Genomic DNA, 23,737 nt, shown 5'->3' on the forward strand with positions numbered 1-23,737 from the left:
CAACAAGGTCGGCGCGTTTTACCTGACGTAACTCTATGGCTGGTATAGGGGCTGCTTCGCAGCCCAGCGGGAGCAAGCTCCCTCGCCACAAAAGCGCTCTCCTTCTTTAGAGATTCCCCGTCTCATGTCCCAAACCCCACCCCCCAGCCAACTCGCCTACGTCCTGCACAGCCGCGCCTACCGCGAGACCAGCGCTTTGGTGGACTTCCTCACGCCCCAAGGCCGCTTGCGCGCGGTGTTGCGCAGTGCGCGGGGCAAAGCGGGTACGTTGGCACGGCCGTTTGTGGCGCTGGACGTGGAGTTTCGTGGCAAGGGCGAGCTGAAAAACGTCGGCCGCCTGGAGAGCGTCGGCACCTCGGCCTGGCTCAATGGCGAAGCGCTGTTCAGTGGCCTCTACCTCAACGAACTGTTGATCCGCCTGCTGCCCGCCGAAGACCCGCACCCCGCCGTCTTCGATCACTATGCCGCCACGCTTATGGCCCTGGCCGAAGGTCGCCCGCTGGAGCCGCTGCTGCGCGCCTTCGAATGGCGCCTGCTCGATGACTTGGGCTACGGCTTCGAACTGAGCAACGACCTGCACGGCGACCCCATCGCCGCCGACGGTATGTACCGCCTGCAAGTCGACGCCGGCCTTGAGCGCGTGTACCTGCTGCAACCGGGCCTGTTCCAGGGCACCGAGCTGTTGGCCATGAGCGAAGCGGACTGGACAGCCCCTGGTGCCTTGTCCGCCGCCAAGCGCCTGATGCGCCAGGCGCTGGCCGTGCATTTGGGCGGGCGCCCGCTGGTCAGTCGCGAGTTGTTTCGAAAGCCCTGACAAGCCCGTGTATGCTGTGCAGCGTTTCTTTCCCTTTTCAGGAGCGCTTCCGTGACCACCAGCAATCGCATTCTTCTTGGCGTCAACATCGACCACGTCGCCACCCTGCGCCAGGCCCGGGGCACCCGTTACCCCGACCCGGTCAAGGCCGCGCTGGACGCCGAAGAAGCGGGCGCCGACGGCATCACCGTGCACCTGCGCGAAGACCGCCGCCACATCCAGGAGCGCGATGTACTGGTGCTCAAGGACGTGCTGCAAACCCGCATGAACTTCGAGATGGGCGTCACCGAAGAAATGATGGCGTTCGCCGAACGCATCCGCCCGGCGCATATCTGCCTGGTGCCGGAAACCCGCCAGGAACTCACCACCGAAGGCGGCCTCGACGTGGCCGGCCAGGAAGCGCGGATCAAGGCGGCGGTGGAGCGCCTGTCGAAGATCGGCAGCGAAGTGTCACTGTTCATCGACGCCGACGAGCGCCAGATCGAAGCGTCGCGTCGCGTCGGCGCGCCGGCGATCGAACTGCACACCGGCCGTTACGCCGATGCCACCACGCCCACCGAAGTGGCTGAGGAACTGCAGCGCATCATCGACGGCGTCAAGTGCGGCCTCAACGAAGGCCTGATCGTCAACGCCGGCCATGGCTTGCACTACCACAACGTCGAAGCCGTGGCCGCAATCAAGGGCATCAACGAGCTGAACATCGGCCATGCGCTGGTGGCGCATGCGCTGTTCGTCGGTTTCAAAGGCGCGGTTGCCGAAATGAAAGCCCTGATTCTGGCGGCTGCCAAGCACTGATCAGACACTGGAAATCTCCTGTGGAGCGGGCTTGTGTGGGAGCTGGCTTGCCTGCGATAGCATCACCTCGGTAAAACTGAAAAACCGAGGCGCCTGTATCGCGGGCAAGCCCGGCTCCCACACAAGCCAGCTCCTACAGGAAATCTTCAGAGTCTTCATCGGCGTTTTCGCCATGCGGCAATGCGAAGCCTTACTGTTTAGCCGATGCAGGTGTATCGTATCTGCCCTTTGCGGGCCTCTGGCCTGCGGCAGATACGTGAGGTTGTTGTGTCCCGATCCTTTTCCCGTCGACAAATCCTGGGTGGCCTGGCAGGCCTGGCCGTCGTGGGCGTCGGTGCCGGTGGCGCCTATCGCTACTGGCTGGGGAAAGTCGCCGAGGCCAACGCGGGCCACGATTACGAGCTGATTGCCGCACCGTTGGACGTGGAACTGGTGCCCGGCCACAAGACCGAAGCCTGGGCGTTCGGCCCCTCGGCGCCAGGCACCGAGTTGCGTGTGCGCCAAGGCGAGTGGCTGCGGGTACGTTTTATCAACCACCTGCCGGTCGCCACCACCATTCACTGGCACGGCATCCGCCTGCCGCTGGAAATGGACGGCGTGCCCTACGTCTCGCAACTGCCGGTACTGCCCGGTGAATATTTCGACTACAAATTCCGCGTGCCCGATGCCGGCAGCTACTGGTATCACCCCCATGTGAACAGCAGCGAAGAACTCGGCCGTGGCCTGGTCGGCCCGCTGATTGTTGAAGAGCGCGAGCCCACCGGTTTCAAACACGAATGCACCTTGAGCCTGAAAAGCTGGCACGTGGACGAAGAGGGCGCTTTTGTCGCCTTCAGCGTGCCCCGTGAAGCGGCGCGTGGTGGCACGGCCGGGCGGTTGTCGACCATCAATGGCGTGCCCCAGGCGGTGATCGATCTGCCTGCCGGGCAGATCACCCGCGTGCGCTTGCTCAACCTCGACAACACCCTGACGTATCGCCTCAACATCCCCGACGTTGAAGCGCAGATCTACGCACTGGATGGCAACCCCATCGAGCCGCGCCCGTTGGGCAAAGAATACTGGCTGGGCCCGGGCATGCGCATTTGCCTGGCGATCAAGGCGCCACCGGCGGGTGAAGAGCTGTCGATCCGTAACGGCCCGGTGCGTCTCGGCACTTTCCGTTCAGTCGCCAATACCGACGCGCCGAGCGAATGGCCGCCAGCACTGCCCGCCAACCCGATTGCCGAGCCGGACCTGGCCAATGCCGAGAAACTCAACTTCAATTTCGAGTGGGTCGGCAGCGTGTCGGTGGATGACGGCAAACCGCCGAGCCTGTGGCAGATCAACGGCAAGGCCTGGGACATCACCGACAAGACCTGCGCCGACCGCCCGATTGCCAGGCTTGAGAAGGGCAAGAGCTACATTTTTGAATTGAAGAACATGACCCAGTACCAGCACCCGATTCACCTGCACGGCATGAGCTTCAAGGTGATCGCCTCGAACCGCCACAAGGTGATTCCGTATTTCACCGACACCTACCTGCTGGGCAAGAACGAGCGTGCGCGCGTGGCGTTGGTGGCCGATAACCCAGGCGTGTGGATGTTTCACTGCCACGTGATCGACCATATGGAAACCGGCCTGATGGCCGCCATCGAGGTGGCGTGATGCGCCAGATTCGCCCCGCAGCGATTATCGACCGCAGCCGCGACCAGCACTTCATGCGTGAGGCTCTGGCCCTTGCCGCCCAGGGCGCGGCACTTGGCGAAGTGCCCGTGGGCGCGGTGCTGGTGCAAGGCGGTGAAATCATCGGCCGTGGCTTTAACTGCCCGATCAGCGGCAACGACCCCAGCGCCCATGCCGAGATGGTCGCCATTCGCGCCGCTGCGCAGACGATCAGCAACTACCGGCTGGTGGGCAGCACGCTGTACGTGACGCTGGAGCCGTGCAGCATGTGCGCTGGTTTGATTGTGCATTCGCGTATCGCGCGGGTGGTGTACGGCGCGCTGGAGCCCAAGGCCGGGATTGTGCAAAGCCAGGGGCAGTTTTTTACCCAGGGCTTTCTCAACCATCGGGTGCTGTATGAAGGCGGGGTGTTGGCCGAGGAATGCGGCACGGTACTGAGTGAATTCTTCAAGGCCCGCAGAGCCAAGCCCACACTCTAAAGAACACCGAGGAGCCAATGTGGGAGCTGGCTTGCCTGCGATAGCGGTGCATCAGTCACTGATGAGTTGTCGGGCTGGCCGCCATCGCAGGCAAGCCAGCTCCCACATTTTGATCCCCATTTAGTCAGGGACATCAGTGTTTATTTCTTGGCGATAATCACCGCCCGCATCGGCGCCGGCAGCCCTTCGATGGTCTTGCTGTGATCATCCGGGTCCAGGAAATCACTCAGCGACTGATACTTCATCCACTCGGTGCCGCGTTGTTCTTCAACCGTGGTCACGCTCACATCCACACAACGCACCTCACTGAAACCCGCGCGGCGCAGCCACAGCATCAGTGCCGGCACCGACGGCAGGAACCACACGTTGCGCATCTGTGCGTAGCGGTCTTCCGGCACCAGCACTTGCTGCTGATCGCCGTCCACTACCAGGGTTTCCAGCACCAACTCGCCACCTTTGACCAGTGTGTCCTTGAGTGCCAGCAGGTGCTCGATCGGCGAGCGACGGTGATAGAACACGCCCATGGAAAACACCGTATCGAAGCCTTCCAGGTTCGACGGCAGGTCCTCAAACGGGAACGGCAAGTGCCAGGCCTTTGGCGCAGACAAGTAGCGCTGCACCGCCTGGAACTGGCAGAAAAACAGCCAGTTCGGGTCTACGCCAATCACGCTGTCGGCGCCCGCGCCGAGCATGCGCCACATGTAATACCCGTTGCCGCAGCCCACATCGAGGATGCGCTTGCCCTTCAAATCCAGGTGCGGCGCCACCCGCGACCATTTCCAGTCCGAACGCCATTCGGTGTCCACGTGCACGCCGAACAGGTTGAACGGGCCTTTGCGCCACGGGCTCAGGCCCATCAGGGCGGTGTGCATTTGTGCGCGGGTGGCGTCGTCGCAATCGGTATCAAGCGTCAGGCCATTGAGCAAATCGACTTCGCTGGGCTGGATCTGCGGCAGTGCGTCCAGCGCACTTTGCCAGCGCTCCAGGTCGCCATGGCCCTTTTCCATTTTGCTGTCGAGCTGCGCTTGCAGGCCCTGGGCCCATACGGCCAGAGGAGTACCGACCAAGTGGCGGGCGAGGGGGGACAAATCAATCATGGCAAGGCAATCAACGAGGCAAAGTTAAGACACTGGAACCACGGCACGACTTTCGAGAACCCGGCCGCCAGCAGGCGTTCGCGGTGTTCTTCGAGGCTGTCGGGTTTCATGACGTTTTCGATGGCGCTGCGCTTCTGGGCAATTTCCAGTTCGCTGTAGCCGTTGGCGCGTTTGAACGCGATATGCAGGTCGGTGAGCAGCGCGTGTTCTTCGGGATCGTTGAAACGCAGCTTTTCCGAAAGGATCAGCGCCCCGCCTGGCAGCAGCGACTGGCGGATACGCCCGAGTAACGCCAGGCGTTGGTCAGGCGCGATAAATTGCAGGGTGAAGTTCAACGCCACCACCGAAGCAGGCTTAAATTGCAGCGCGAGAATGTCGCCCTCAATCACCTCAACCGGCAGCAACTCCTGGAACATCGAGTCCTGACCGTTGAGGTATTCGCGGCAGCGCTCGACCATGGCGGCGGAGTTATCCACTGCAATCACCCGGCAGCCGTCGGTGCGCACGTGGCGACGCAAAGCTTGGGTCACAGCGCCTAGGGACGAACCGAGGTCGTAAAGCACGCTGCCCGGCTGGGCAAATTGCGCCGCAAGCACGCCGAGGTTCTCGACGATGGTCGGGTAACCCGGCACCGAGCGCTTGATCATGTCCGGGAACACCCGCACCACGTCCTCGTTAAAGGCGAAGTCCGGCACCTGGGGCAGGGGCTGGGCGAATAGGCGATCGGGTTCTTTGCTCACGGTTGTTCCGGCGACGAGGGGGGAAAGGCCGGCATTTTAGCCAAGTTGGCCCTCATGTGCGCGGGTTGTCTGATGGAAAGCCGAAGCGGTAATACCCCACTGACCCAGCCAATAGGTGGTGATCAGCAAATACGGTGCCGCATCGAAGGCCAACACAAACCGGTTGATGCCGATCAGCGTGTCGGAAAACACAAACGACACCGCCCCCGCTGCCGCAAGCCATGCCGAGCGTTTGGGCACTTCACTGCCCAGCCGTGCGAGCGCACGCCAAAGCATGGCACTGATCACCAGGGCGTAAACCACCACTGGAATCAGCAAGTCGCCGAGGCCGTGGGAAATCAAAATACTCAGCAGGATTGCCCCCACACCCAGCGCCAATACCAATGGCAACACCGCCAGGCGGCGGCAATCGCTGAAATAGGCTTTCAGATACGCCAGGTGCGCAAACAGGAACGCGCCGAGGCCAAAGATAAACAGGTCGCCCGGCCAAGCGAGCAGCACATCACCGACCAGGGAAAAAATCAGCCCCAGGCTGATCCAGCGTCGATAGTCAGTGGGCGGCGCATCATGCAGCCAGCCCAGCAGTGCCAGCACCGGCAGTGGTTTGACCAGCAGGCACAACAAGGTGGCGTGGGTGGTCAGGCCGTAGATAAAGGTGCCGGCGCCCATCAGCGCAAGGATCAGCCATGGCATATCAGTTCACCGTAATGGCGCAGTCGAAGGTTTCGGCCGGTTCGGCTTCCGGCTCCCAGGGTTGCTGGGATGTCAGGCGCAAACGGCCCTGGCCGGCCGCGAAGGCCTGGAAGCGCCAGGTGGAGTGGCCACCGCCGCCGATCACACCGGATTCCGCGCTGCTGTAGACCTCTGGGCTCAAGGCGCGCAGCACACCGCCGGCGGAATCCTGGATGGCCCAGCGGTAGCCGGTGGTGGGGTTGCTCGGCAGGGTGAGGATCAGGTTTTGTCCGGTTTTAAGCTGCAGCGGGCAGGCGCTCTGGTTGTCCACTGTGACGTTTTGCTTGGGGGCACTGGCGCATCCGGCCAGCAGGGCAAGGCTCAAGGGGAGAAGCAGGCGGGCAGCGGTCATGGAGGCTCCGTTGTGTGGCGACGAAGGGCGAGCATAACCGAAGATGAGACAAGGTGTGACAAGCAGACAGTGACAGAAACCTTTGTGGCGAGGGAGCAAGCTCCCTCGCCACAGGGTTGGAGTGAAATTTAGAAGAGCACCTTCGCCACATCCGCAAAGCGCTTGGCAAAGTGTACCGTCATGCCTTCCTTCAGGTACTCCGGCAACTCCTCAAAGCTCCCGCGATTCGGCTCCGGCAAGATCAGCTCGTGAATCTTCTGGCGGCGCGCCGCAATCACCTTCTCGCGCACGCCGCCAATCGGCAGCACATGCCCGGTCAACGTCAGCTCGCCGGTCATGGCCACGCCTTTTTTCGGCGGCTGGTTGCGCGCCAGCGACAGCAGCGCACTGGCCATGGTGACACCTGCGCTCGGGCCGTCTTTTGGTGTGGCGCCTTCCGGCACGTGCAGGTGTACGAAGGCTTCATCGAAGAACTTCGGATCGCCGCCAAACGACTTCAGGTTCGAGCTGATGTAGCTGTAGGCGATCTCGGCGGACTCTTTCATCACTTCACCCAACTGCCCGGTGAGTTTGAAGCCGCGATTGAGCGTGTGGATGCGCGTCGCCTCAATCGGCAAGGTCGCGCCGCCCATGCTGGTCCAGGCCAGGCCAGTGATCACACCAGTGCCCGACAGCACTTGCTCGTTGCGGAACACCGGCATGCCCAATGAGCTTTCCAGGTCCTTGTTGCCGATCTTGATCACCGAGTCTGGCTCATCCAGCAGCTTGACCACCGCCTTGCGCACCAGTTTGCCCAGCTGTTTCTCCAACTGGCGCACCCCGGCTTCCCGCGCATAACCGTCGATCAACGCACGCAGGGCGCCGTCGCTGATGCTCAGGCTGGTTTTCGCCACGCCGGCTTTTTCCAGCTGCTTGGGCCACAGGTGACGCTTGGCGATGGCGACTTTTTCTTCGGTGATATAGCCCGACAGGCGAATCACTTCCATACGGTCCAGCAACGGGCCGGGGATCGAGTCCAGGGTGTTGGCGGTACACACGAACAGCACTTTGGACAGGTCCAGGCGCAGGTCCAGGTAGTGATCGAGGAATTCGACGTTCTGCTCAGGGTCGAGGGTTTCCAGCAGCGCAGACGCCGGGTCGCCCTGGAAGCTCTGGCCCATCTTGTCGATCTCGTCGAGCATGATCACCGGGTTCATCACTTCCACATCTTTAAGCGCCTGCACCAGCTTGCCCGGCAGGGCGCCGATGTAGGTGCGGCGATGGCCCTTGATCTCGGCCTCGTCGCGCATGCCGCCAACGCTGAACCGATAGAACGGCCTGCCCAGGGATTCGGCGATGGATTTACCCACACTGGTCTTGCCCACGCCCGGCGGGCCGACCAGCAGCACGATGGAACCGGCGACTTCGCCTTTGTAAGCACCGACCGCGAGGAATTCGAGGATGCGACTTTTGATGTCGTCCAGGCCTGCATGGTGCTTATCCAGCACTTTGCGCGCGTGTTTCAGGTCGAGCTTGTCCTCGCCATATACGCCCCACGGCACGGAAGTGGCCCAGTCCAGGTAGTTGCGTGTGACCGCGTATTCCGGCGAACCGGTTTCCAGGATCGACAGCTTGTTCATCTCTTCGCCGATGCGTTTTTGCGCCTGGGCCGGCAGCACTTTGCCCACCAGGCGTTGCTCGAACTGTTCGACGTCGGCGCTGCGGTCATCCTTGGTCAAGCCCAGCTCTTGCTGGATGACCTTGAGTTGTTCCTTGAGGAAGAACTCGCGCTGATGCTCACCGATCTTGCGGTTTACCTCGGCGGAGATTTCCTTCTGCAGGCGCGCGACTTCAACTTCCTTGCGCAGCATCGGCAATACTTTTTCCATGCGCTTGAGCATGGGGACGCAGTCCAGCACTTCCTGCAACTCGTTACCGGTTGCCGAGGTCAACGCGGCGGCGAAGTCGGTGAGCGGCGACGGGTCGTTGGGGCTGAAGCGGTTGAGGTAGTTCTTCAACTCTTCGCTGTACAGTGGGTTGAGCGGCAGCAGTTCCTTGATCGCGTTGATCAACGCCATGCCGTAGGCCTTGACCTCGTCGGTCGGCTGGGTGGGCTGGTGCGGGTATTCGACTTCCACCAGGTATGGCGGGCGATGGTGCTTGAGCCAGGTCTTGATGCGCACGCGGGTCAGGCCCTGGGCGACGAACTGCAGCTTGCCGTTCTCGCGGCTGGCGTGGTGCACCTTCACCAGCGTGCCGTACAGCGGCAGGCTGGAGGTGTCGAAGTGGCGCGGGTCTTCGGGTGGTGTGTCCATGAAAAACAGCGCAAGCGAGTGATGGTCGGATTTGCTCACCAGCTCCAGGGTTTCGGCCCACGGATCTTCGTTGACGATGACCGGCAATACCTGCGCCGGGAAGAACGGCCGGTTGTGGATCGGGATGATATAGACCTTGTCCGGCAGGTTTTGCCCAGGCAGGGCCAGGCCGGTGTTGGACGAGGTTTCGTGCTCAGCGTTTTCGGGATCGGCGTAATCGTTCAGGTCGATGTCCGGGAATTCTTGCTGGTCGCTCATGGGGCACCTGCATAAGGAAGTATGCAGGTTAGATGGGGCGGGGTAGCGGTGGTTTCAATGGTGGGCGTGAGATAGCAACATATTGCATGAAATTTCTAAAACGACGCTGAGTCCATGTGGGAGCTGGCTTGCCTGCGATAGCGGTGTGCCAGTTGATACATCGGGTGACTGATACACCGCCATCGCAGGCAAGCCAGCTCCCACATGTCAGACCGAGTGGCGTCAGCTGATTTTGTGCAGGTAAGCCGGCAGCGGCTGCTCCGGTAACACCGACAGCACCTTCAGGCGCTGCAACATCCGCTGTCGCGCCCGCTGCAAGTGCTCACGCAAATTCAGCGCGGCCGCATCAAATGCCCCATGCAGCAACAACTCCAGAATCAAGCGATGTTCGGCGAGCATGGCGGGATCTGCACCGATTCCCAGTAAACGGTAAAAAATACGACTGATGATCATCGGGCTTTGGCCCTGGCGGATCAGCGCGGCGATCTTGCGGTTTTGCAAGCCGGCCAGGCAGCGTTGGTGCAAGTCCTCTTCGATCTGTTCGATGGTTTCCAGGCTGCAGTGTGGGCTTTGCTGGGCATCCAGCACGCGCTGCAACATCGCTTCGAGCATTTCGCGGTCCAGGTTCGGCGCACTCTGGCGCAGCGCTTCGGGTTCCAGGCAGGCGCGTAGTTCGTAGTCTTCGGTGACTTCCCGCGCGGTCAACGGCCCGGCCAGCCACTGGGAGTAGGGTTCTTTTTCCACCAGGCCACGGTCGCGCAGGCGCATCAGCGCTTCACGCACCACCGCGCGGCTGACGCTGTAGTGGTCAGCGGCGGCTTGCTCGTCCAGGCGGTAGTGGCCAAAAGCGATACACGTGGACAGCGCCGCGCCGATTTCCTCGACGATCCGCTCACCCAGCGGCCGCGTATCCACCAACTCAGCTTCGCCATCAAGGCCCAGGTGCGCATGGCTCAGGGGCAAGCGCAGCGGCTCCATGACCAGGCCTTTGGGGTTGATCAAGTAACCTCGGCCATTGAAACGGCAGATCAAGCCCTCGTCATGCAGCAGGTCCAAAGCCTTGCGGACTGGAACGCGGCTGGTGCCGAACAGCTCGGCCAGCGGCGCTTCCAGCAACACCAGCCCGTGGCGCGCAGTGCCGTTAACGATCGCATCACGCAACAGTTGGTGAATCATCGCGTAACGGGAGGCCGAGGCGGACACTGCTTTCATCGTGTTCTCTTGGGCGTGTAGGAAATTGGTCGGGGATTCTCTCATAGATGCACCTGTCACTCTGCGCTACAGCGGTGGCACTTTTTTGGGGCCGCCAAGAGAGAAACGTTACTTTTTGCACCAAAATGTATTTATTAATAAAAGATACATTATTTCAATTCGGGCCAGGCCATGCACGTGCGCCGATATTTTTTGCAGCCTGCAAAACCATCTATCCCGCTGGTGTTGACGTTATGGCTTAGGAACACCACAACACGTCCAAAGAGACTGGCACGAAATCTGCCTTTGTAAAACGTACATTTTATTAATATGTACGTTTTGTGAGGGTCATCTTGATGTCAGACGCCACCTCAATGGCCCAAGCGTTCGCCAGCGGTCGCAACGACCCGGTGCAGGCACTGGAGCAGGCACTCGTCCACGCGAGCATGGCGCCCAGTGTCTTTATTTCCCTGACCGCCGAGCGCGCACGCCGTGAGGCCGAGGCTGCCGCCGCGCGCTGGCGTGCCGGGCAGCCTTTGAGCGCATTCGATGGCGTGCCACTGGCCTGGAAAGATTTGTTCGACGTGGCCGGCAGCATCACCACCGCAGGCGCCGCCTATCGCCGCAAGGCTGCGCCGGCCTTGGTCGATGCGCCCAGTGTCGGGCTGTTGTGCCGCGCCGGAATGGTCAGCCTGGGCAAGACCAATCTCAGTGAACTGGCGTATTCCGGCCTGGGCCTGAACCCGCATTTCGGCACGCCCCATAACCCCAATGGCAGCGATCAACCGCGCATTCCCGGCGGCTCGTCGTCGGGCTCGGCGGTCGCTGTGGCGGCGGGGATCGTGCCCATTGCCATGGGCACCGACACCGCCGGCTCGATCCGCATCCCCGCAGCGCTCAATGGTGTGGTGGGCTACCGCAGCAGCTGTCGGCGCTACAGCCGTGACGGTGTATTCCCGCTGGCGCACACCCTCGACAGCCTCGGCCCGCTGACCCGCAGCGTGCGCGATGCGCTGGCCATCGACGACCTGCTCAACGGCCGCACGCAACAGCACGTCGCCCGCAGCCTCAAGGGCCAGCACTTCGTCCTTGAGCAGGGCACGTTGGAAGACATCGAACCCGCCGTACGCAATAACCTGCTGCGCGCGGTGGACCAGCTCAAGGCTGCCGGTGCGCTGATCGAGGTGCGCGCGTCAGCCACCTTCCAGGCCACCCTCAACCTGATCAAGCAGGACGGCTGGCTCGGCTCATTCGAAGCCTTCGCCCTGCACGAAAACTTGTTGGACAGTCGCGATGCCGAGCAACTCGACCCGCGTGTACGTCGCCGCCTGGAGGCCGCGCGTGAATTGCCTGCCAGCCAATTACTGCACCTGATCGACGCGCGTCGCCGCTTGCAACTCCAACTGGTCGATGAACTCGACGGTGCCGTTCTCATTACCCCGACGGTCGCCCATGTCGCCCCGGCCCTTGCACCGCTGCAAGCCGATGACGAGCTGTTCGTCAAAACCAACCTCGCCACCCTGCGCCTGACCATGCCCGGCAGTTTGCTCGACATGCCTGGCGTCAGCCTGCCCAGCGGCCGTGATGCCCTGGGTTTACCCACCGGCCTGCTGCTCAGCGCCCCAAGCGGCGAAGACGCACGTCTGCTCAGGGCCGCACTGTCGGTCGAAACCACCCTGAATTTTTAAGGAGACATACCATGGCTAAAGACATTCTCTGTGCATTTGGCGTCGACGTAGACGCCGTCGCCGGCTGGCTCGGCTCCTACGGCGGTGAAGACTCGCCGGACGACATCTCTCGCGGCTTGTTCGCAGGTGAAATTGGCGCGCCGCGCCTGCTCAAACTGTTCGAACGCTACGGCCTGCGCACCACCTGGTTTATTCCCGGTCACTCAATGGAAACCTTCCCCGAGCAGATGAAAGCGGTGGCCGACGCCGGCCACGAAATCGGCGTGCACGGCTACAGCCACGAAAACCCGATCGCGATGACCGCCGAGCAGGAAGAAATCGTCCTCGATAAGTCGATCGAGCTGATCACCCAGGTCACCGGCAAACGCCCGACCGGTTATGTCGCACCCTGGTGGGAATTCAGCAAGGTCACTAACGAGTTGCTGCTGAAAAAAGGCATCAAGTACGACCACAGCCTGATGCACAACGACTTCCATCCGTACTACGTGCGCAAGGGCGACAGCTGGACCAAGATCGATTACAGCCAGCACCCGGATACCTGGATGAAACCTTTGGTGCGTGGCGAAGAAACCGACCTGGTGGAAATCCCGGCCAACTGGTACCTCGACGACCTGCCGCCGATGATGTTCATCAAAAAAGCCCCCAACAGCCACGGCTTCGTCAACCCGCGCCACCTGGAAGAGATGTGGCGCGACCAGTTCGACTGGGTTTACCGCGAACACGAACACGCGGTGTTCACCATGACCATCCACCCCGACGTGTCCGGCCGCCCGCAAGTGCTGTTGATGCTCGAGCGCCTGATCGAACACATCCAGAGCCATGCCGGCGTGCGCTTCGTCACCTTCGACGAAATTGCCGACGATTTTATCCGCCGCCAACCGCGTACCTGATCTGAGTCATCCGTTACCTGTGGTTCAGGTTCCACCTTGGCTAGTCGGCATTTGCCCCAACCCTGCGAGGCGCGATTTATGTCCATCTACAACAAGCTTGACCTGACTGGCTGGAAACCCCGGCAACTGACGTCGCAAGAGGTGCGCTTTGCCACCTGGATCGCGTTTTTCGCCTGGGTGTTTGCGGTGTATGACTTCATCCTCTTCGGCACCTTGCTGCCGGAGATCGGCCGGCATTTTGGCTGGGGTGAAGTGGAGCAAGCTGAAATCGCAACATGGGTGGCGGTGGGCACAGCGGTGGTCGCCTTTGCGATTGGCCCGGTAGTGGACAAGTTGGGCCGGCGCAAAGGCATTATTTTTACCGTGGCAGGTTCCGCGCTGTGCTCGGCACTTACCGCGATTGGCGGTGCGTGGGGCAAGTCACCGCTGATTCTGATTCGTTCGCTGGGCGGCCTGGGCTATGCCGAGGAAACCGTCAACGCCACGTACCTGAGCGAGCTGTATGGCGCCTCGGAAGACTCACGACTGACCAAGCGCCGCGGGTTTATCTACAGCCTGGTGCAGGGCGGCTGGCCGGTGGGCGCGTTGATCGCTGCCGGGTTGACCGCGCTGTTGCTGCCGATTATCGGCTGGCAGGGGTGTTTCATCTTTGCAGCGATCCCGGCCGTCGTGATCGCGATCATGGCGCGCAAGCTCAAGGAGAGCCCGCAGTTCCAGATCCATCAGCGCATCAGCGAACTGCGTAAAAGCGGCGCGGTAAAAGAAGCGCAAAACGTCGCTGTGACTTACGGCGTCGACTACGACGAACACAGCAAGGCTGGCCTTAAAGCTGCCTTCCGTGGTCCGGCACGGCGCGCCACGCTGGTGATCGGCGCCGCGTTGTTGCTCAACTGGGCAGCGATCCAGGTGTTCAGCGTGCTCGGCACCTCGGTGATCGTCAGCGTGCACCATATTTCGTTCGAGAACTCGCTGATCATCCTCGTGCTGTCGAACCTGGTGGGTTACTGCGGCTACCTGACCCACGGCTGGATGGGCGACAAGATCGGCCGCCGCAACGTGATCGGCCTGGGCTGGATGCTCGGTGGCCTGGCATTTGCCGGGATGCTGTTTGGCCCAAGCAACATGCCGATGGTGGTCGGGCTTTACAGCCTGGGCCTGTTCTTCCTGATCGGGCCTTACTCGGCGGCACTGTTCTTTATCAGTGAGAGTTTCCCCACCAGCATCCGCGCCACCGGCGGCGCGATCATCCATGCCATGGGGCCGATTGGTGCAGTGGTCGCAGGGTTTGGCGCCACCCAGGTGTTGTCCGCCGGCAGTGACTGGCAGACCGCCGCGCTGTGGTTCGGCGCGCTGCCGTGCTTCTTGTCCGGTGCGCTGATGTTTGCCGCACGCCATGTGCGTCCGGAAACCGTTCAGTAAGGAGTGTTAGATGAGCCGTAAAGTTGCCTTGATTACCGGTGCCGCCAGCGGCATCGGCCAAGCCCTCGCCGTGGCGTATGCGCGCAGCGGCGTGGCGGTGGTCGGTGGGTATTTCCCGGCCGATCCCCATGACCCGCATACCACCGTGGCCCTGGTGAAAGAAGCCGGCGGCGAATGCCTGATGTTGCCGCTGGACGTGGGCAATAGCGCCTCGGTAAACGCCCTGGCCGAGGCCGCCGTGCAGCACTTCGGCCGCCTCGATTACGCCGTGGCCAACGCCGGTTTGCTGCGCCGCGCGCCGTTGCTGGAGATGACCGATGAGCTGTGGGACGAGATGCTCAATATCGACCTCACGGGGGTGATGCGCACCTTCCGCGCTGCAAGCCGGCACATGAAAGAGGGCGGCGCGCTGGTGGCGATTTCATCGATTGCCGGCGGTGTGTATGGCTGGCAGGAACACAGCCATTACGCGGCGGCAAAAGCCGGCGTGCCGGGGTTGTGCCGTTCGCTGGCGGTGGAGTTGGCGGCGTTGGGGATTCGTTGCAATGCGGTGATTCCGGGGTTGATCGAGACGCCGCAGTCGTTGGATGCGAAGAATTCTTTGGGGCCGGAAGGCTTGGCCAAGGCCGCCCGGGCGATTCCGTTGGGCCGGGTAGGGCGGGCGGATGAGGTGGCGTCGCTGGTGCAGTTTTTGACCAGTGAGGCGTCGAGCTATTTGACTGGCCAAAGCATCGTCATCGACGGTGGTTTAACCGTGCGCTGGCCCGACTGACGGTACTCGATCTAAACATGTGGGAGCAGGCAAGCCTGCTCTCACAGGAGACCGTGTTTGCCTTAGGAGATTTGTGTATGTCTCAATTGAACAACCGCCGCGCCGTGATCACCGGTGCCGGCAGCGGCATCGGTGCCGCCATCGCCCGTGCCTACGCCGCTGAAGGCGCACGCCTGCTGCTGGCCGACCGCAACGCCGTCAGCCTCGCTGAAACCGCGATCACCTGCCGCAACCTCGGCGCCGAGGTGGTCGAGTGCCTGGCCGATGTCGGCAGCGTTGAAGGCGCCCAGGCCAGTGTCGACCGCTGCGTCGAGCACTTCGGCGGCATCGATATTCTGGTCAACAATGCCGGCATGCTCACCCAGGCACGCTGCGTCGACCTTTCCATCGAGATGTGGAACGACATGCTGCGCGTCGACCTCACCAGTGTATTTGTCGCCAGTCAGCGCGCCTTGCCGCACATGCTGGCGCAGCGTTGGGGCCGCATCATTAATGTGGCCTCGCAACTGGGTATCAAGGGCGGCGCCGAGTTGACCCACTACGCCGCGGCCAAGGCTGGGGTGATCGGCTTCACCAAATCCCTGGCGCTGGAAGTGGCCAAGGACAACGTGCTGGTCAATGCCATTGCACCCGGCCCGATCGAGACGCCGTTGGTGGGCGGCATCAGCGAAGACTGGAAACGCGCCAAAGCTGCCGAGTTGCCCCTGGGCCGCTTTGGCCTGGCCGATGAAGTGGCGCCGACCGCTGTACTGCTTGCCAGCGAGCCGGGAGGCAACCTGTTTGTCGGCCAGACACTCGGCCCGAATTCCGGCGATGTCATGCCATGAGTGAGGTGTAGGCATGTGCGGACTCTGCGGCTTGCTCGGCGAAGACTTGCACTGGAGCGACCCCTTGGGCGATGAACTGCCCAGGCGCCGTGAGCGTCTGCGCCGCATTGCGGCGATCAATCAAGTGCTGGCGGTGTTCCGCCTCAAGGTCGAAGACTTCCAGGGCGCGTCCTACCTGTTGTTGGGCGCGACCGGCAAACAGGCATTGGCCAGTGGACTGGATCAACTGTGGCAGGCGGCGGAGACCATGCTCGGGCGCCCGCTGGACCCGCTGGACCCGCGTTTGCTCGATCATCTGGAGTCGTCATGAGCATCGCCCTTAATGTCATCACCGGCTTTCTCGGCAGCGGTAAAACCACCTTGCTCAAGCGTTTGCTGCAAGGCGAAAGCCTCGGTGATACGGCCCTCTTGATCAATGAATTCGGTGATATCGGCATCGACCATCTGTTGGTGGAAGAGGTCGCGCCAGACACCGTGTTGCTGCCCAGCGGCTGCGTGTGCTGCTCGATTCGCGGCGAGTTGAAAGACGCGCTGCTCGGCCTGTTGCAACGCCGTGAGCGCGGTGAGATCCCGGCGTTCAAGCGCGTGATCCTGGAAACCACCGGCCTGGCCGACCCGGCGCCGATCCTCGCCACCCTGAATAACGATGTGCAACTGCGTGGGCGTTTTCATATTGGCCTGGTGATCACCTTGGTGGATGCCAGCCACGCCCAATTGCAAGAGCGCCTGCACCCGGAATGGCTGGCCCAGGTGGCGGCGGCGGATCGTTTGCTGCTGAGCAAAACCGACCTGGCCGGCGATTGCACCGCGCTACGGGCGCACTTGCGGGCATTGAATGCCGGCACGCCAATCCTCGATACCCATGCGGTTCACAGCGGCGACCAACTGTTGCTCGGTGAGGGGGTGCGCAGCGCCGAGCCCGCGGTTGAAGTCAGCCGCTGGCAACTGCACCGCACCACCACGGCGAGCCACGGCGCTGCCCAAGTCTGCTGCCTGACCTTTGAGCAGCCGCTGGATTGGGTGGGCTTCGGGGTGTGGTTGTCGATGCTGTTAAGATGCCACGGCGAACGAATCCTTCGCGTCAAAGGACTGCTTAACGTGAACGCAAGCTCGGCCCCCATTGTTATCCATGGCGTGCAGCATTGCCTGCATGCTCCGGTGCATTTGCCTGCATGGCCAGGCACTGACCGCCAGTCACGCCTGGTGTTTATCCTGCGCGGTCTCGACCCGGCGTTGTTGCAGCGCTCCTTTGATGTGTTCTCACGGCGGTTCGCGGCATGATCACATTGCGTGTCCTCGGTACTTCCGTGACCTTGCTGGAATGCCTGCGCGTGCGCGCCGAGCAAGAGCTGGGCATTCGCCTGGTGTACCAGGTACACGATGTGGAGCAGGCCCAGCGCATTGCGGTGATGCAACCCGAGAGTTACGACCTGTACGACCAGTGGTTTCACAACGTCGACTTCGTATGGCCGGCGCGGGCGATCCAGCCCATCGACACACGGCGTATTGCGTTGTGGCATGAGATCAATGACCTGCCCAAGCGCGGCCGGCTGTCGGCCAGCGACCGCCTGGGCAGCGGCAGCGTGCCCAGTGAGCGCCTGTTCGTGCAGCACGACGGCAGCCTCGGCAGCACGGTGACCGAGCGCATCAGCATGCTGCCGCTGACCCACAACGCCGATAGTTTTGCCTACCGCCCCGAGCGTTTGCCCGATGGCTTCAGCCACGGCAATGAAAGCTGGGGCTGGCTGCTCGACCCGGCCTGGCGCGCGCGTACCGCGTTGCAAAGTGACGCGGCGATTGGCGCGCTGGATGCCGCGCTGGCCGTGCAAGGCGCGGGGCTGGCGCAGTTCAAGGACATCGGCAACATGAGCATCGAAGAGATCGATGTGCTGGCCGACATCCTGGTGCGCAAGCAGAAGGAAGGGCACTTCGCCGCGTTCTGGTCCGATGATGAAGAAGCCGCGCAGTTGATGCTCAGCCCAAGCATCGATATCCAGAGCCTGTGGTCGCCGACCTTGATGCGCCTGCACCGTGCGGGGGTGAAGTACCGGTTGGCGGTGCCGCGTGAAGGCTATCGCGCCTGGTTTGGCGGCTTGTCGTTGTCACGCCATGCCCAAGGCCCGGTGTTGGATGCGGCGTATGCCTATCTCAATTGGTGGTTGTCCGGCTGGCCGGGCGCGGTGATGGCGCGCCAGGGTTACTACATCGGCAACCCGGCGCGCACCCGCGACCATTTGAGCAGCGCCGAGTGGGATTACTGGTACGCGGGCCTTCCGGCCCGCGAGGAGTTGCCGGGCAGCGATGGGTTGCCGTTGATCGACATCGGTGACGTGCGCGATGGCGGTTCCTACGAGCAACGCATGGGGCATATCGCGGTGTGGAACTCGGTGATGGATGAGCACAACTACTTGGTGCGCCGTTGGGGGGACTTTATGCGCGCGCGCAGCGTTTAAGCCGGATCTTTCCCACGCTCCGCGCGGGAGTGCCGCCCCGGACGCTACGCACGCCTTTACCGCCAATAAAATGACATTCAAGTCCCCGCTCCAATTGGGTGTACTTATCCCAAGTCCCAGCTAATCTGCTAAAACCAAATATTCAGTTTAAATGGATGTTTTTTTGACGCCAGATCAGCTTCGTCAGGGATGCGTATGACCAAGGAACCCAGTGGCACAGAGAGGCGAACGCGGCCGCAGGGTTCGGCCATGCAGTGGCGCCACACGTTCCAGACCCGTATCGCCGGGGTGCTGGCGCTGTTGTTGCTGGTGGTGGTGGCGGCCACTTACTTTGCGGTCAAGGCTGCTACCACTCGTGCCGTGGAGAACCAGGCCCAGGTTCAGCTCAGTACCGGCATCCAGGTCTTTGAGCGCCTGTTGGACCTGCGCGGGCGTCGCCTGCAATACGGCCTGGACTGGCTGACGGCGGACGGCCCTTTCAAACACGCAGTGATCGACGCCAAGGCTGATTCGATCCTGACTGCGCTGCGCCGGCATGGCACCGGTATCCACTCCACCGAGGTGTTTGTCCTCGACCTGGATGGCAAGGTGATGATCAGCACCTTGCCGGTGTTGGTACAGGGCGCGGTGTTTCCTTATGAGCAGGCCTTGCGCCATGCGCGGCGCAGTGGCCAGCAAATGTTCATCGTCGCCATGGACGGGCAGCCGTATTTGCTGGTGCAGGATGAAGTACTCGACCCGGAGCCCATTGCCCGCGTGGTCATGGGTTTCCCCATGGACAAGTTGTTCGCCAATGAATTGCGCTCCATGAGCAACCTTGAAGTGTCGTTCCTTGGTGAGCAGGACGGCCTTGTCGGCCAGTTGTTCAGCACCCAGCCTGAAGCCTATCAAGACACCGTCATCAGCCTGATGCGCGAAAGCCCTCCCAACCCTGAGGCGCAGATCAATGTGTTTCACGGGCAACGTGCACTGAGCCAGGTGCTGCCGCTGGCCAACACCGGCGATGGCGATCAAGTACGCGTGTTGCTGCAAAGCCCGCTGGACCATGCGCTGGAATCCTTTGCGCCGCTGGACCGGCAGTTCCTCGGGATTGCCCTGGCGGTGCTGCTGGTGTCATTGGCGGCGGCGTTGTTGCTGGCGCGCCGTGTGTCGCGCCCGCTCACTGCCTTGGTGGAGGCCGCTGAACGCATTGGCGCCGGTGACTACCGCACGCCAGTGCGGGTGCGCAGTCATGACGAATTCGGCTTGCTGGCCCGCGCCTTCAACGCCATGCAAAGCGGCATCGCTGTGCGCGAGCGGCAACTGGCGCATAACGCCTTGCATGATCCGCTCACCGGCTTACCCAACCGCGCCTTGGCCATGGAGCGCCTGGGCAGTGCGATCAGTGCGCGGCGGCCAGTTGTGTTGCTGTACGTGGGGATCGAAAACTACCGGGTGATCAACGAAGGGTTTGGCCCTCAGGGCGTCGAAGAAATGCTGCGTGAAGCCAGCCGGTGTTTGTCCATGAGCCTGTTGGCCAGCGACACCGCGGCGCGCATCGCTGGCAGTGAGTTCCTGCTGTTGCTGGAAAACACCGAGATCGACCGCGCCGTGGCCCGCGCCGATCGCCTTTACGGGCTGCTTACCGAACCCCAGCGTATCGGCAATGACGAAGTGCGCCATGAAGTCAGCATCGGCATCGCCGCGTACCCCACCGACGGTCAACAGGTCGAAGAGTTGATCAGCCGCGCGGCCATTGCCAGGCATGATGCGGCGAGCCTGCCGGGGCATTTGCAGATCTACCAGCAAGACCGCGACCTTGCACACCAGCGCCAGATCACCCTGATCCGCGACCTGCGCCGGGCGGTGGTCGAGGGCGAATTGTTCCTGTGTTACCAGCCCAAGCTCGACCTCAGGCACGGCCATGTGCGTCAGGCAGAAGCCTTGCTGCGCTGGCAGCATCCGACCCTTGGGCAGGTGTCGCCCACCGAATTCATTCCATTGGCCGAGCGCACCGGCAGCATGGGCAGCCTGACCTTGTGGGCAATCGAGGAAGCCATCCGCCAAATGGCCGAGTGGGCGCAACGGGGTTTGCACCTGCAACTCTCGGTCAATATCTCGGTGGATGATTTGGCTGATGATGACTTGGCCATACGCGTCACCGCCTTGTTGATGCAGTACAAGGTCTCGGCCGACCAACTGATTTTCGAGATCACCGAAAGCGCGATCATGCATAACCCGCAACAGGCCCTCAGTGTGCTGGAGCAACTGCGTGGCTGCGGCATCAGCCTGTCGGTGGATGACTTCGGCACAGGCTATTCATCGCTGGCGCAATTGCAGCGTTTGCCGGTGCAGGAATTGAAGATCGACCAGTCGTTTATCCGCAACCTCGACAGCGCCAGTGGCGACGGTGTGATCGTGCGTTCGACCATTGAAATGAGCCACAACCTGGGGCTCAAGGTGGTGGCAGAGGGCGTGGAGTTTGAGCCCAGCCTGAAGTTGCTCAGGCAGTGGAAGTGCGACACGGCGCAGGGGTACTTGATCAGTCGGCCGTTGAATGCCATGGCATTTGAAATGTGGATGCGGCGCGAGCGGATGGTGTTGTAAATCGTGATCTCCAGGCATTCCTGTGGGAGCTGGCTTGCCTGCGATGGCGGTTGGGCAGACGACCTGAGTGTTGAAGCCGTGCTCGGTCAAAATGGTTTCCAGCAGGGCATAAAAAAGGCGGCTACCCATCAGGTAGCCGCCTTTGTTTTACCGCCGGTTCAGCTTAATCCGGCAGTTTGAACGCCATCACATAGTCACCCTGTTTGGTGCCCAGCGAGCCGTGACCGCCGGCCATGACCAGCACGTACTGCTTGCCGTCCTTGCCGGTGTAAGTCATCGGTGTGGTCTGCGCGCCTGCAGGCAGGCGGCCTTCCCACAGTTGCTTGCCGTTTTTCACGTCATAGGCACGCAGGTACTGGTCGAGGGTGCCGCTGAGGAACGCGACGCCACCGGCGGTGGTGAACGTACCGCCCAGGCTAGGCACGCCCATGGTCAGCGGGATCGGAACCGGCGAGCTGTCGCGCACGGTGCCGTTCTTGTGCATCCAGATGGTCTGGTGGTTGGTCAGATCGACCGCCGCCACATAACCCCACGCTGGCGCCTGGCACGGCAGGCCCAAAGGCGACAGCAGTGCTTCGAGGATCACGCCATACGGCGCGCCTTTGTTCGGCTGCACACCTTCGGTTTCGCTGACGCGTGGGCCTTGCTTGGCAATGTCGGCCGCCGGGATCAGTTTCGATTTGAACGCCATGTAGCTCGGGTTCACGAAAGCGATCTGGCGAACCGGGTCAACCGAGATGCCGCCCCAGTCGAACACGCCGAAGTTACCCGGGTAAACGATCGAGCCTTGCAGCGATGGCGGGGTGAATGGGCCGTCGTAGCGCATGGATTTGAAATCGATACGGCACAGCATCTGGTCAAACGGGGTCACGCCCCACATGTCGCGTTCTTTCAACGGCGGCGGCATGAAGTTGAGGTCGGACTTCGGCTGGGTCGGCGAGGTGTGATCACCGGCCACTGCGCCTTGCGGTACAGGGATTTCGTTGATCGGCACCACCGGCTTGCCGTTGCTGCGGTCCAGCACGTAGATGCTGCCTTGCTTGGTCGAGGCCATGACTGCTGGCTTGACGCCGTCAGCGGTCTTGATGTCGATCAGCGAAGGCTGGCCGCCCACGTCCATGTCCCACAGGTCATGGTGAGTGAACTGGAAGGTCCACTTCACGTGGCCGCTGTCGATGTCCAGAGCGGTCAGGCCGGCGCTGTATTTTTCCGAGTCTTCGGTACGGTCGCCGCCGTATTGGTCAGGCATCTGGTTGCCCATCGGCAGGTAGAGCATGCCGAGTTTTTCATCGACGCTGAACATGGACCACATGTTCGGCGAGTTGCGGGTGTAAGTCTTGCCCTCGGCCAACGGCGTGGTGTCGTCCGGGTTGCCGCTGTCCCAGTTCCACACCAGTTTGCCGGTGTGTACGTCGAACGCGCGGATCACGCCGCTAGGCTCGTCGGTGGAGACGTTGTCGGTCACGTGACCGCCGATCACGACCAGGTTCTTGGTCACGGCCGGTGGCGAGGTGGAGTAGTAACCGCCTGGAGCGAAGCTGCCGATGTTGGCACGCAGGTCGACCTGGCCTTTGTCACCGAAGTCTTCGCACATCTTGCCGGTGTCGGCGTTCAGGGCGATCAGACGGGTGTCGGCAGTCGGCACGAAGATGCGTTTAGGGCAGACAGCGCTGACAGGTGCAGTGCTGGCGCTGCCGGTAGGGCTTTGCGCGGAAGCGTAGACGGCGTCATCGTGATACGACACGCCACGGCAGGTCATGTGCGCCCAACCTTTGAAGTTCGCGGCACCCTGGCTGCTGATCTTCGGGTCGAAACGCCAGATTTCCTTGCCGGTGTCCGGGTCCAGGGCAATCACCTGGCTGTGCGGCGTGCACACATAGAGCATGCCGTTGACTTTCAGCGGGGTGTTTTCTGCGGTGGTTTCACCGGGATCGCCTGGGCCAGGGATGTCACCGGTGCGATAGGTCCACGCCGGCACCAGCTTGTGGGCGTTTTCCGGGGTGATCTGCGCCAGAGGCGAGTAACGATCACCGAAGGCCGAGCGGCCATAGGAATTCCAGTCGCCATCAGCCTGGGCCGGTGCAGCGCTGGCCATGCCAGGCGCGGCGTCGCGGTCCAGTTGGCCGGTCTTGACCATCTCACCCGGGTTGGTGAATTGGCTGGCCAGGGCGGCAGCGCCCGCCAGCACCACGGCTACGCTCAGCGCGCCAGTGCCCAGCGGCGCGGGTTGGCCACGCAGCAACGGACGGCGAAACCACGGCAGCAGCAAGACGATGCCCAAGGCGAACAGCAGGGCCAGGCGCGGCACCAATTGCCACCAGTCCAGGCCGACTTCCCACAGTGCCCACACGGTACTGGCGAACAGCACCAGTGCGTACAGGCCCAGCGCTGCGCGGCGGGTGGCCAGCAGCAACACGCCGGTGAGGGCGATGCCGATACCGGCCAGCAGGTAGTACAGCGACCCGCCGAGCATGCTCAGCTTGACGCCGCCAGCCAGCAAGGCCAGCCCCATGATCAGCAGCAAGACGCCTAGCAGCCTGGGCAGCAGGCGGCTTGGGCTTGAAGCACCATCAGTGCTCATAGTGTGTTTCTCCGTGACGTTGGAATTATGTAACCCCGTGCTTCACTGTAGATGACGATTCGGCGCGGGCTTGGTTCAGCGTTAAATTGGGTTTTTCTGGGGATAAG

The 23,737-nt window shown here is 62.1% G+C and carries 20 protein-coding genes; 13 read left to right on the forward strand and 7 right to left on the reverse strand.

All coding sequences use genetic code 11. The features are described from left to right. Positions 1 to 124 precede the first annotated feature (124 nt). The 4 genes from recO (at position 125) to tadA (ending at position 3,750) form a co-directional block, all read left to right on the forward strand. Entirely contained in the window at positions 125 to 814 is a 690-nt protein-coding gene (gene recO, locus GIW48_RS25640; RefSeq protein ID WP_099548483.1) for a DNA repair protein RecO, read from the forward strand. Between the two features lie 51 nt (positions 815 to 865). Then, positions 866 to 1,609 carry a pyridoxine 5'-phosphate synthase gene (gene pdxJ, locus GIW48_RS25645; protein WP_017136297.1) on the forward strand — a complete coding sequence of 248 codons (744 nt, stop codon included), beginning with the start codon at positions 866 to 868 and terminating at the stop codon, positions 1,607 to 1,609. 267 nt (positions 1,610 to 1,876) lie between these two features. Then, positions 1,877 to 3,253, forward strand: coding sequence for a multicopper oxidase family protein (locus GIW48_RS25650; protein WP_170036334.1), 1,377 nt, complete (start codon positions 1,877 to 1,879; stop codon positions 3,251 to 3,253). Next, a complete protein-coding gene (gene tadA / locus GIW48_RS25655; RefSeq protein ID WP_177032809.1) occupies positions 3,253 to 3,750 on the forward strand; it encodes a tRNA adenosine(34) deaminase TadA in 498 nt (165 codons plus the stop codon). The genes GIW48_RS25650 and tadA overlap by 1 nt, the downstream gene beginning before the upstream one ends. A gap of 140 nt (positions 3,751 to 3,890) precedes the next feature. Here the strand turns inward: tadA and cmoB are convergent, their stop codons facing one another. From cmoB to GIW48_RS25685, 6 genes are all read right to left on the reverse strand, one after another. Beyond that, positions 3,891 to 4,847, reverse strand: a complete 957-nt coding sequence (gene cmoB / locus GIW48_RS25660) for a tRNA 5-methoxyuridine(34)/uridine 5-oxyacetic acid(34) synthase CmoB (protein WP_017136301.1) — start codon at positions 4,845 to 4,847, stop codon at positions 3,891 to 3,893. After that, positions 4,844 to 5,587 carry a carboxy-S-adenosyl-L-methionine synthase CmoA gene (gene cmoA, locus GIW48_RS25665; protein WP_017136302.1) on the reverse strand — a complete coding sequence of 248 codons (744 nt, stop codon included), beginning with the start codon at positions 5,585 to 5,587 and terminating at the stop codon, positions 4,844 to 4,846. The genes cmoB and cmoA overlap by 4 nt, the downstream gene beginning before the upstream one ends. Positions 5,588 to 5,623: 36 nt before the next feature. Then, the gene (locus tag GIW48_RS25670) at positions 5,624 to 6,280 is read right to left on the reverse strand and encodes a lysoplasmalogenase (protein WP_099548485.1); all 657 of its coding nucleotides are present in this window, start codon (positions 6,278 to 6,280) and stop codon (positions 5,624 to 5,626) included. Between the two features lies 1 nt (position 6,281). Then, the gene (locus GIW48_RS25675; RefSeq protein WP_017136304.1) at positions 6,282 to 6,671 is read right to left on the reverse strand and encodes a protease inhibitor I42 family protein; all 390 of its coding nucleotides are present in this window, start codon (positions 6,669 to 6,671) and stop codon (positions 6,282 to 6,284) included. Between the two features lie 128 nt (positions 6,672 to 6,799). Next, positions 6,800 to 9,223 (reverse strand): endopeptidase La, encoded by a 2,424-nt coding sequence (lon, locus tag GIW48_RS25680; RefSeq protein ID WP_236460774.1) that lies wholly within the window; start codon positions 9,221 to 9,223, stop codon positions 6,800 to 6,802. Positions 9,224 to 9,445: 222 nt separating this feature from the next. After that, positions 9,446 to 10,435: a GntR family transcriptional regulator gene (locus GIW48_RS25685; RefSeq protein ID WP_017136306.1), complete on the reverse strand. Its 990-nt coding sequence runs from the start codon at positions 10,433 to 10,435 to the stop codon at positions 9,446 to 9,448. 335 nt (positions 10,436 to 10,770) lie between these two features. Between GIW48_RS25685 and GIW48_RS25690 the strand changes: the two genes are divergently transcribed. From GIW48_RS25690 to GIW48_RS25730, 9 genes are all read left to right on the forward strand, one after another. Then, positions 10,771 to 12,102 (forward strand): amidase, encoded by a 1,332-nt coding sequence (locus GIW48_RS25690; protein ID WP_138453977.1) that lies wholly within the window; start codon positions 10,771 to 10,773, stop codon positions 12,100 to 12,102. A gap of 11 nt (positions 12,103 to 12,113) precedes the next feature. Further along, a complete protein-coding gene (locus GIW48_RS25695; RefSeq protein WP_003234086.1) occupies positions 12,114 to 12,992 on the forward strand; it encodes a polysaccharide deacetylase family protein in 879 nt (292 codons plus the stop codon). A gap of 78 nt (positions 12,993 to 13,070) precedes the next feature. Then, positions 13,071 to 14,411 (forward strand): MFS transporter, encoded by a 1,341-nt coding sequence (locus tag GIW48_RS25700; RefSeq protein ID WP_236460775.1) that lies wholly within the window; start codon positions 13,071 to 13,073, stop codon positions 14,409 to 14,411. A gap of 10 nt (positions 14,412 to 14,421) precedes the next feature. After that, the gene (locus GIW48_RS25705; protein ID WP_176991327.1) at positions 14,422 to 15,183 is read left to right on the forward strand and encodes an SDR family NAD(P)-dependent oxidoreductase; all 762 of its coding nucleotides are present in this window, start codon (positions 14,422 to 14,424) and stop codon (positions 15,181 to 15,183) included. A 77-nt stretch (positions 15,184 to 15,260) separates the two neighbouring features. Beyond that, positions 15,261 to 16,010 carry an SDR family NAD(P)-dependent oxidoreductase gene (locus GIW48_RS25710; protein ID WP_170036344.1) on the forward strand — a complete coding sequence of 250 codons (750 nt, stop codon included), beginning with the start codon at positions 15,261 to 15,263 and terminating at the stop codon, positions 16,008 to 16,010. A 13-nt stretch (positions 16,011 to 16,023) separates the two neighbouring features. Then, positions 16,024 to 16,320, forward strand: coding sequence for a hypothetical protein (locus GIW48_RS25715; protein WP_017136312.1), 297 nt, complete (start codon positions 16,024 to 16,026; stop codon positions 16,318 to 16,320). After that, complete coding sequence (locus GIW48_RS25720; protein WP_236460776.1) at positions 16,317 to 17,291, forward strand: CobW family GTP-binding protein; 975 nt, start codon at positions 16,317 to 16,319, stop codon at positions 17,289 to 17,291. Before GIW48_RS25715 ends, GIW48_RS25720 begins: the two co-directional genes overlap by 4 nt. Continuing rightward, on the forward strand, positions 17,288 to 18,463 hold the full coding sequence (locus GIW48_RS25725) for an ABC transporter substrate-binding protein (protein WP_099548491.1): 1,176 nt from the start codon (positions 17,288 to 17,290) through the stop codon (positions 18,461 to 18,463). The genes GIW48_RS25720 and GIW48_RS25725 overlap by 4 nt, the downstream gene beginning before the upstream one ends. Before the next feature lie 249 nt (positions 18,464 to 18,712). Continuing rightward, complete coding sequence (locus GIW48_RS25730) at positions 18,713 to 21,049, forward strand: putative bifunctional diguanylate cyclase/phosphodiesterase (RefSeq protein ID WP_099548492.1); 2,337 nt, start codon at positions 18,713 to 18,715, stop codon at positions 21,047 to 21,049. A 163-nt stretch (positions 21,050 to 21,212) separates the two neighbouring features. Here GIW48_RS25730 and GIW48_RS25735 read toward each other — a convergent pair whose 3' ends face one another. Next, entirely contained in the window at positions 21,213 to 23,630 is a 2,418-nt protein-coding gene (locus tag GIW48_RS25735; RefSeq protein WP_017136316.1) for a glucose/quinate/shikimate family membrane-bound PQQ-dependent dehydrogenase, read from the reverse strand. Positions 23,631 to 23,737 lie beyond the last annotated feature (107 nt).

It is taken from the genome of Pseudomonas sp. PA-6-3C, from assembly GCF_021605825.1.
Taxonomy (GTDB): Bacteria; Pseudomonadota; Gammaproteobacteria; order Pseudomonadales; family Pseudomonadaceae; genus Aquipseudomonas; species Aquipseudomonas edaphica.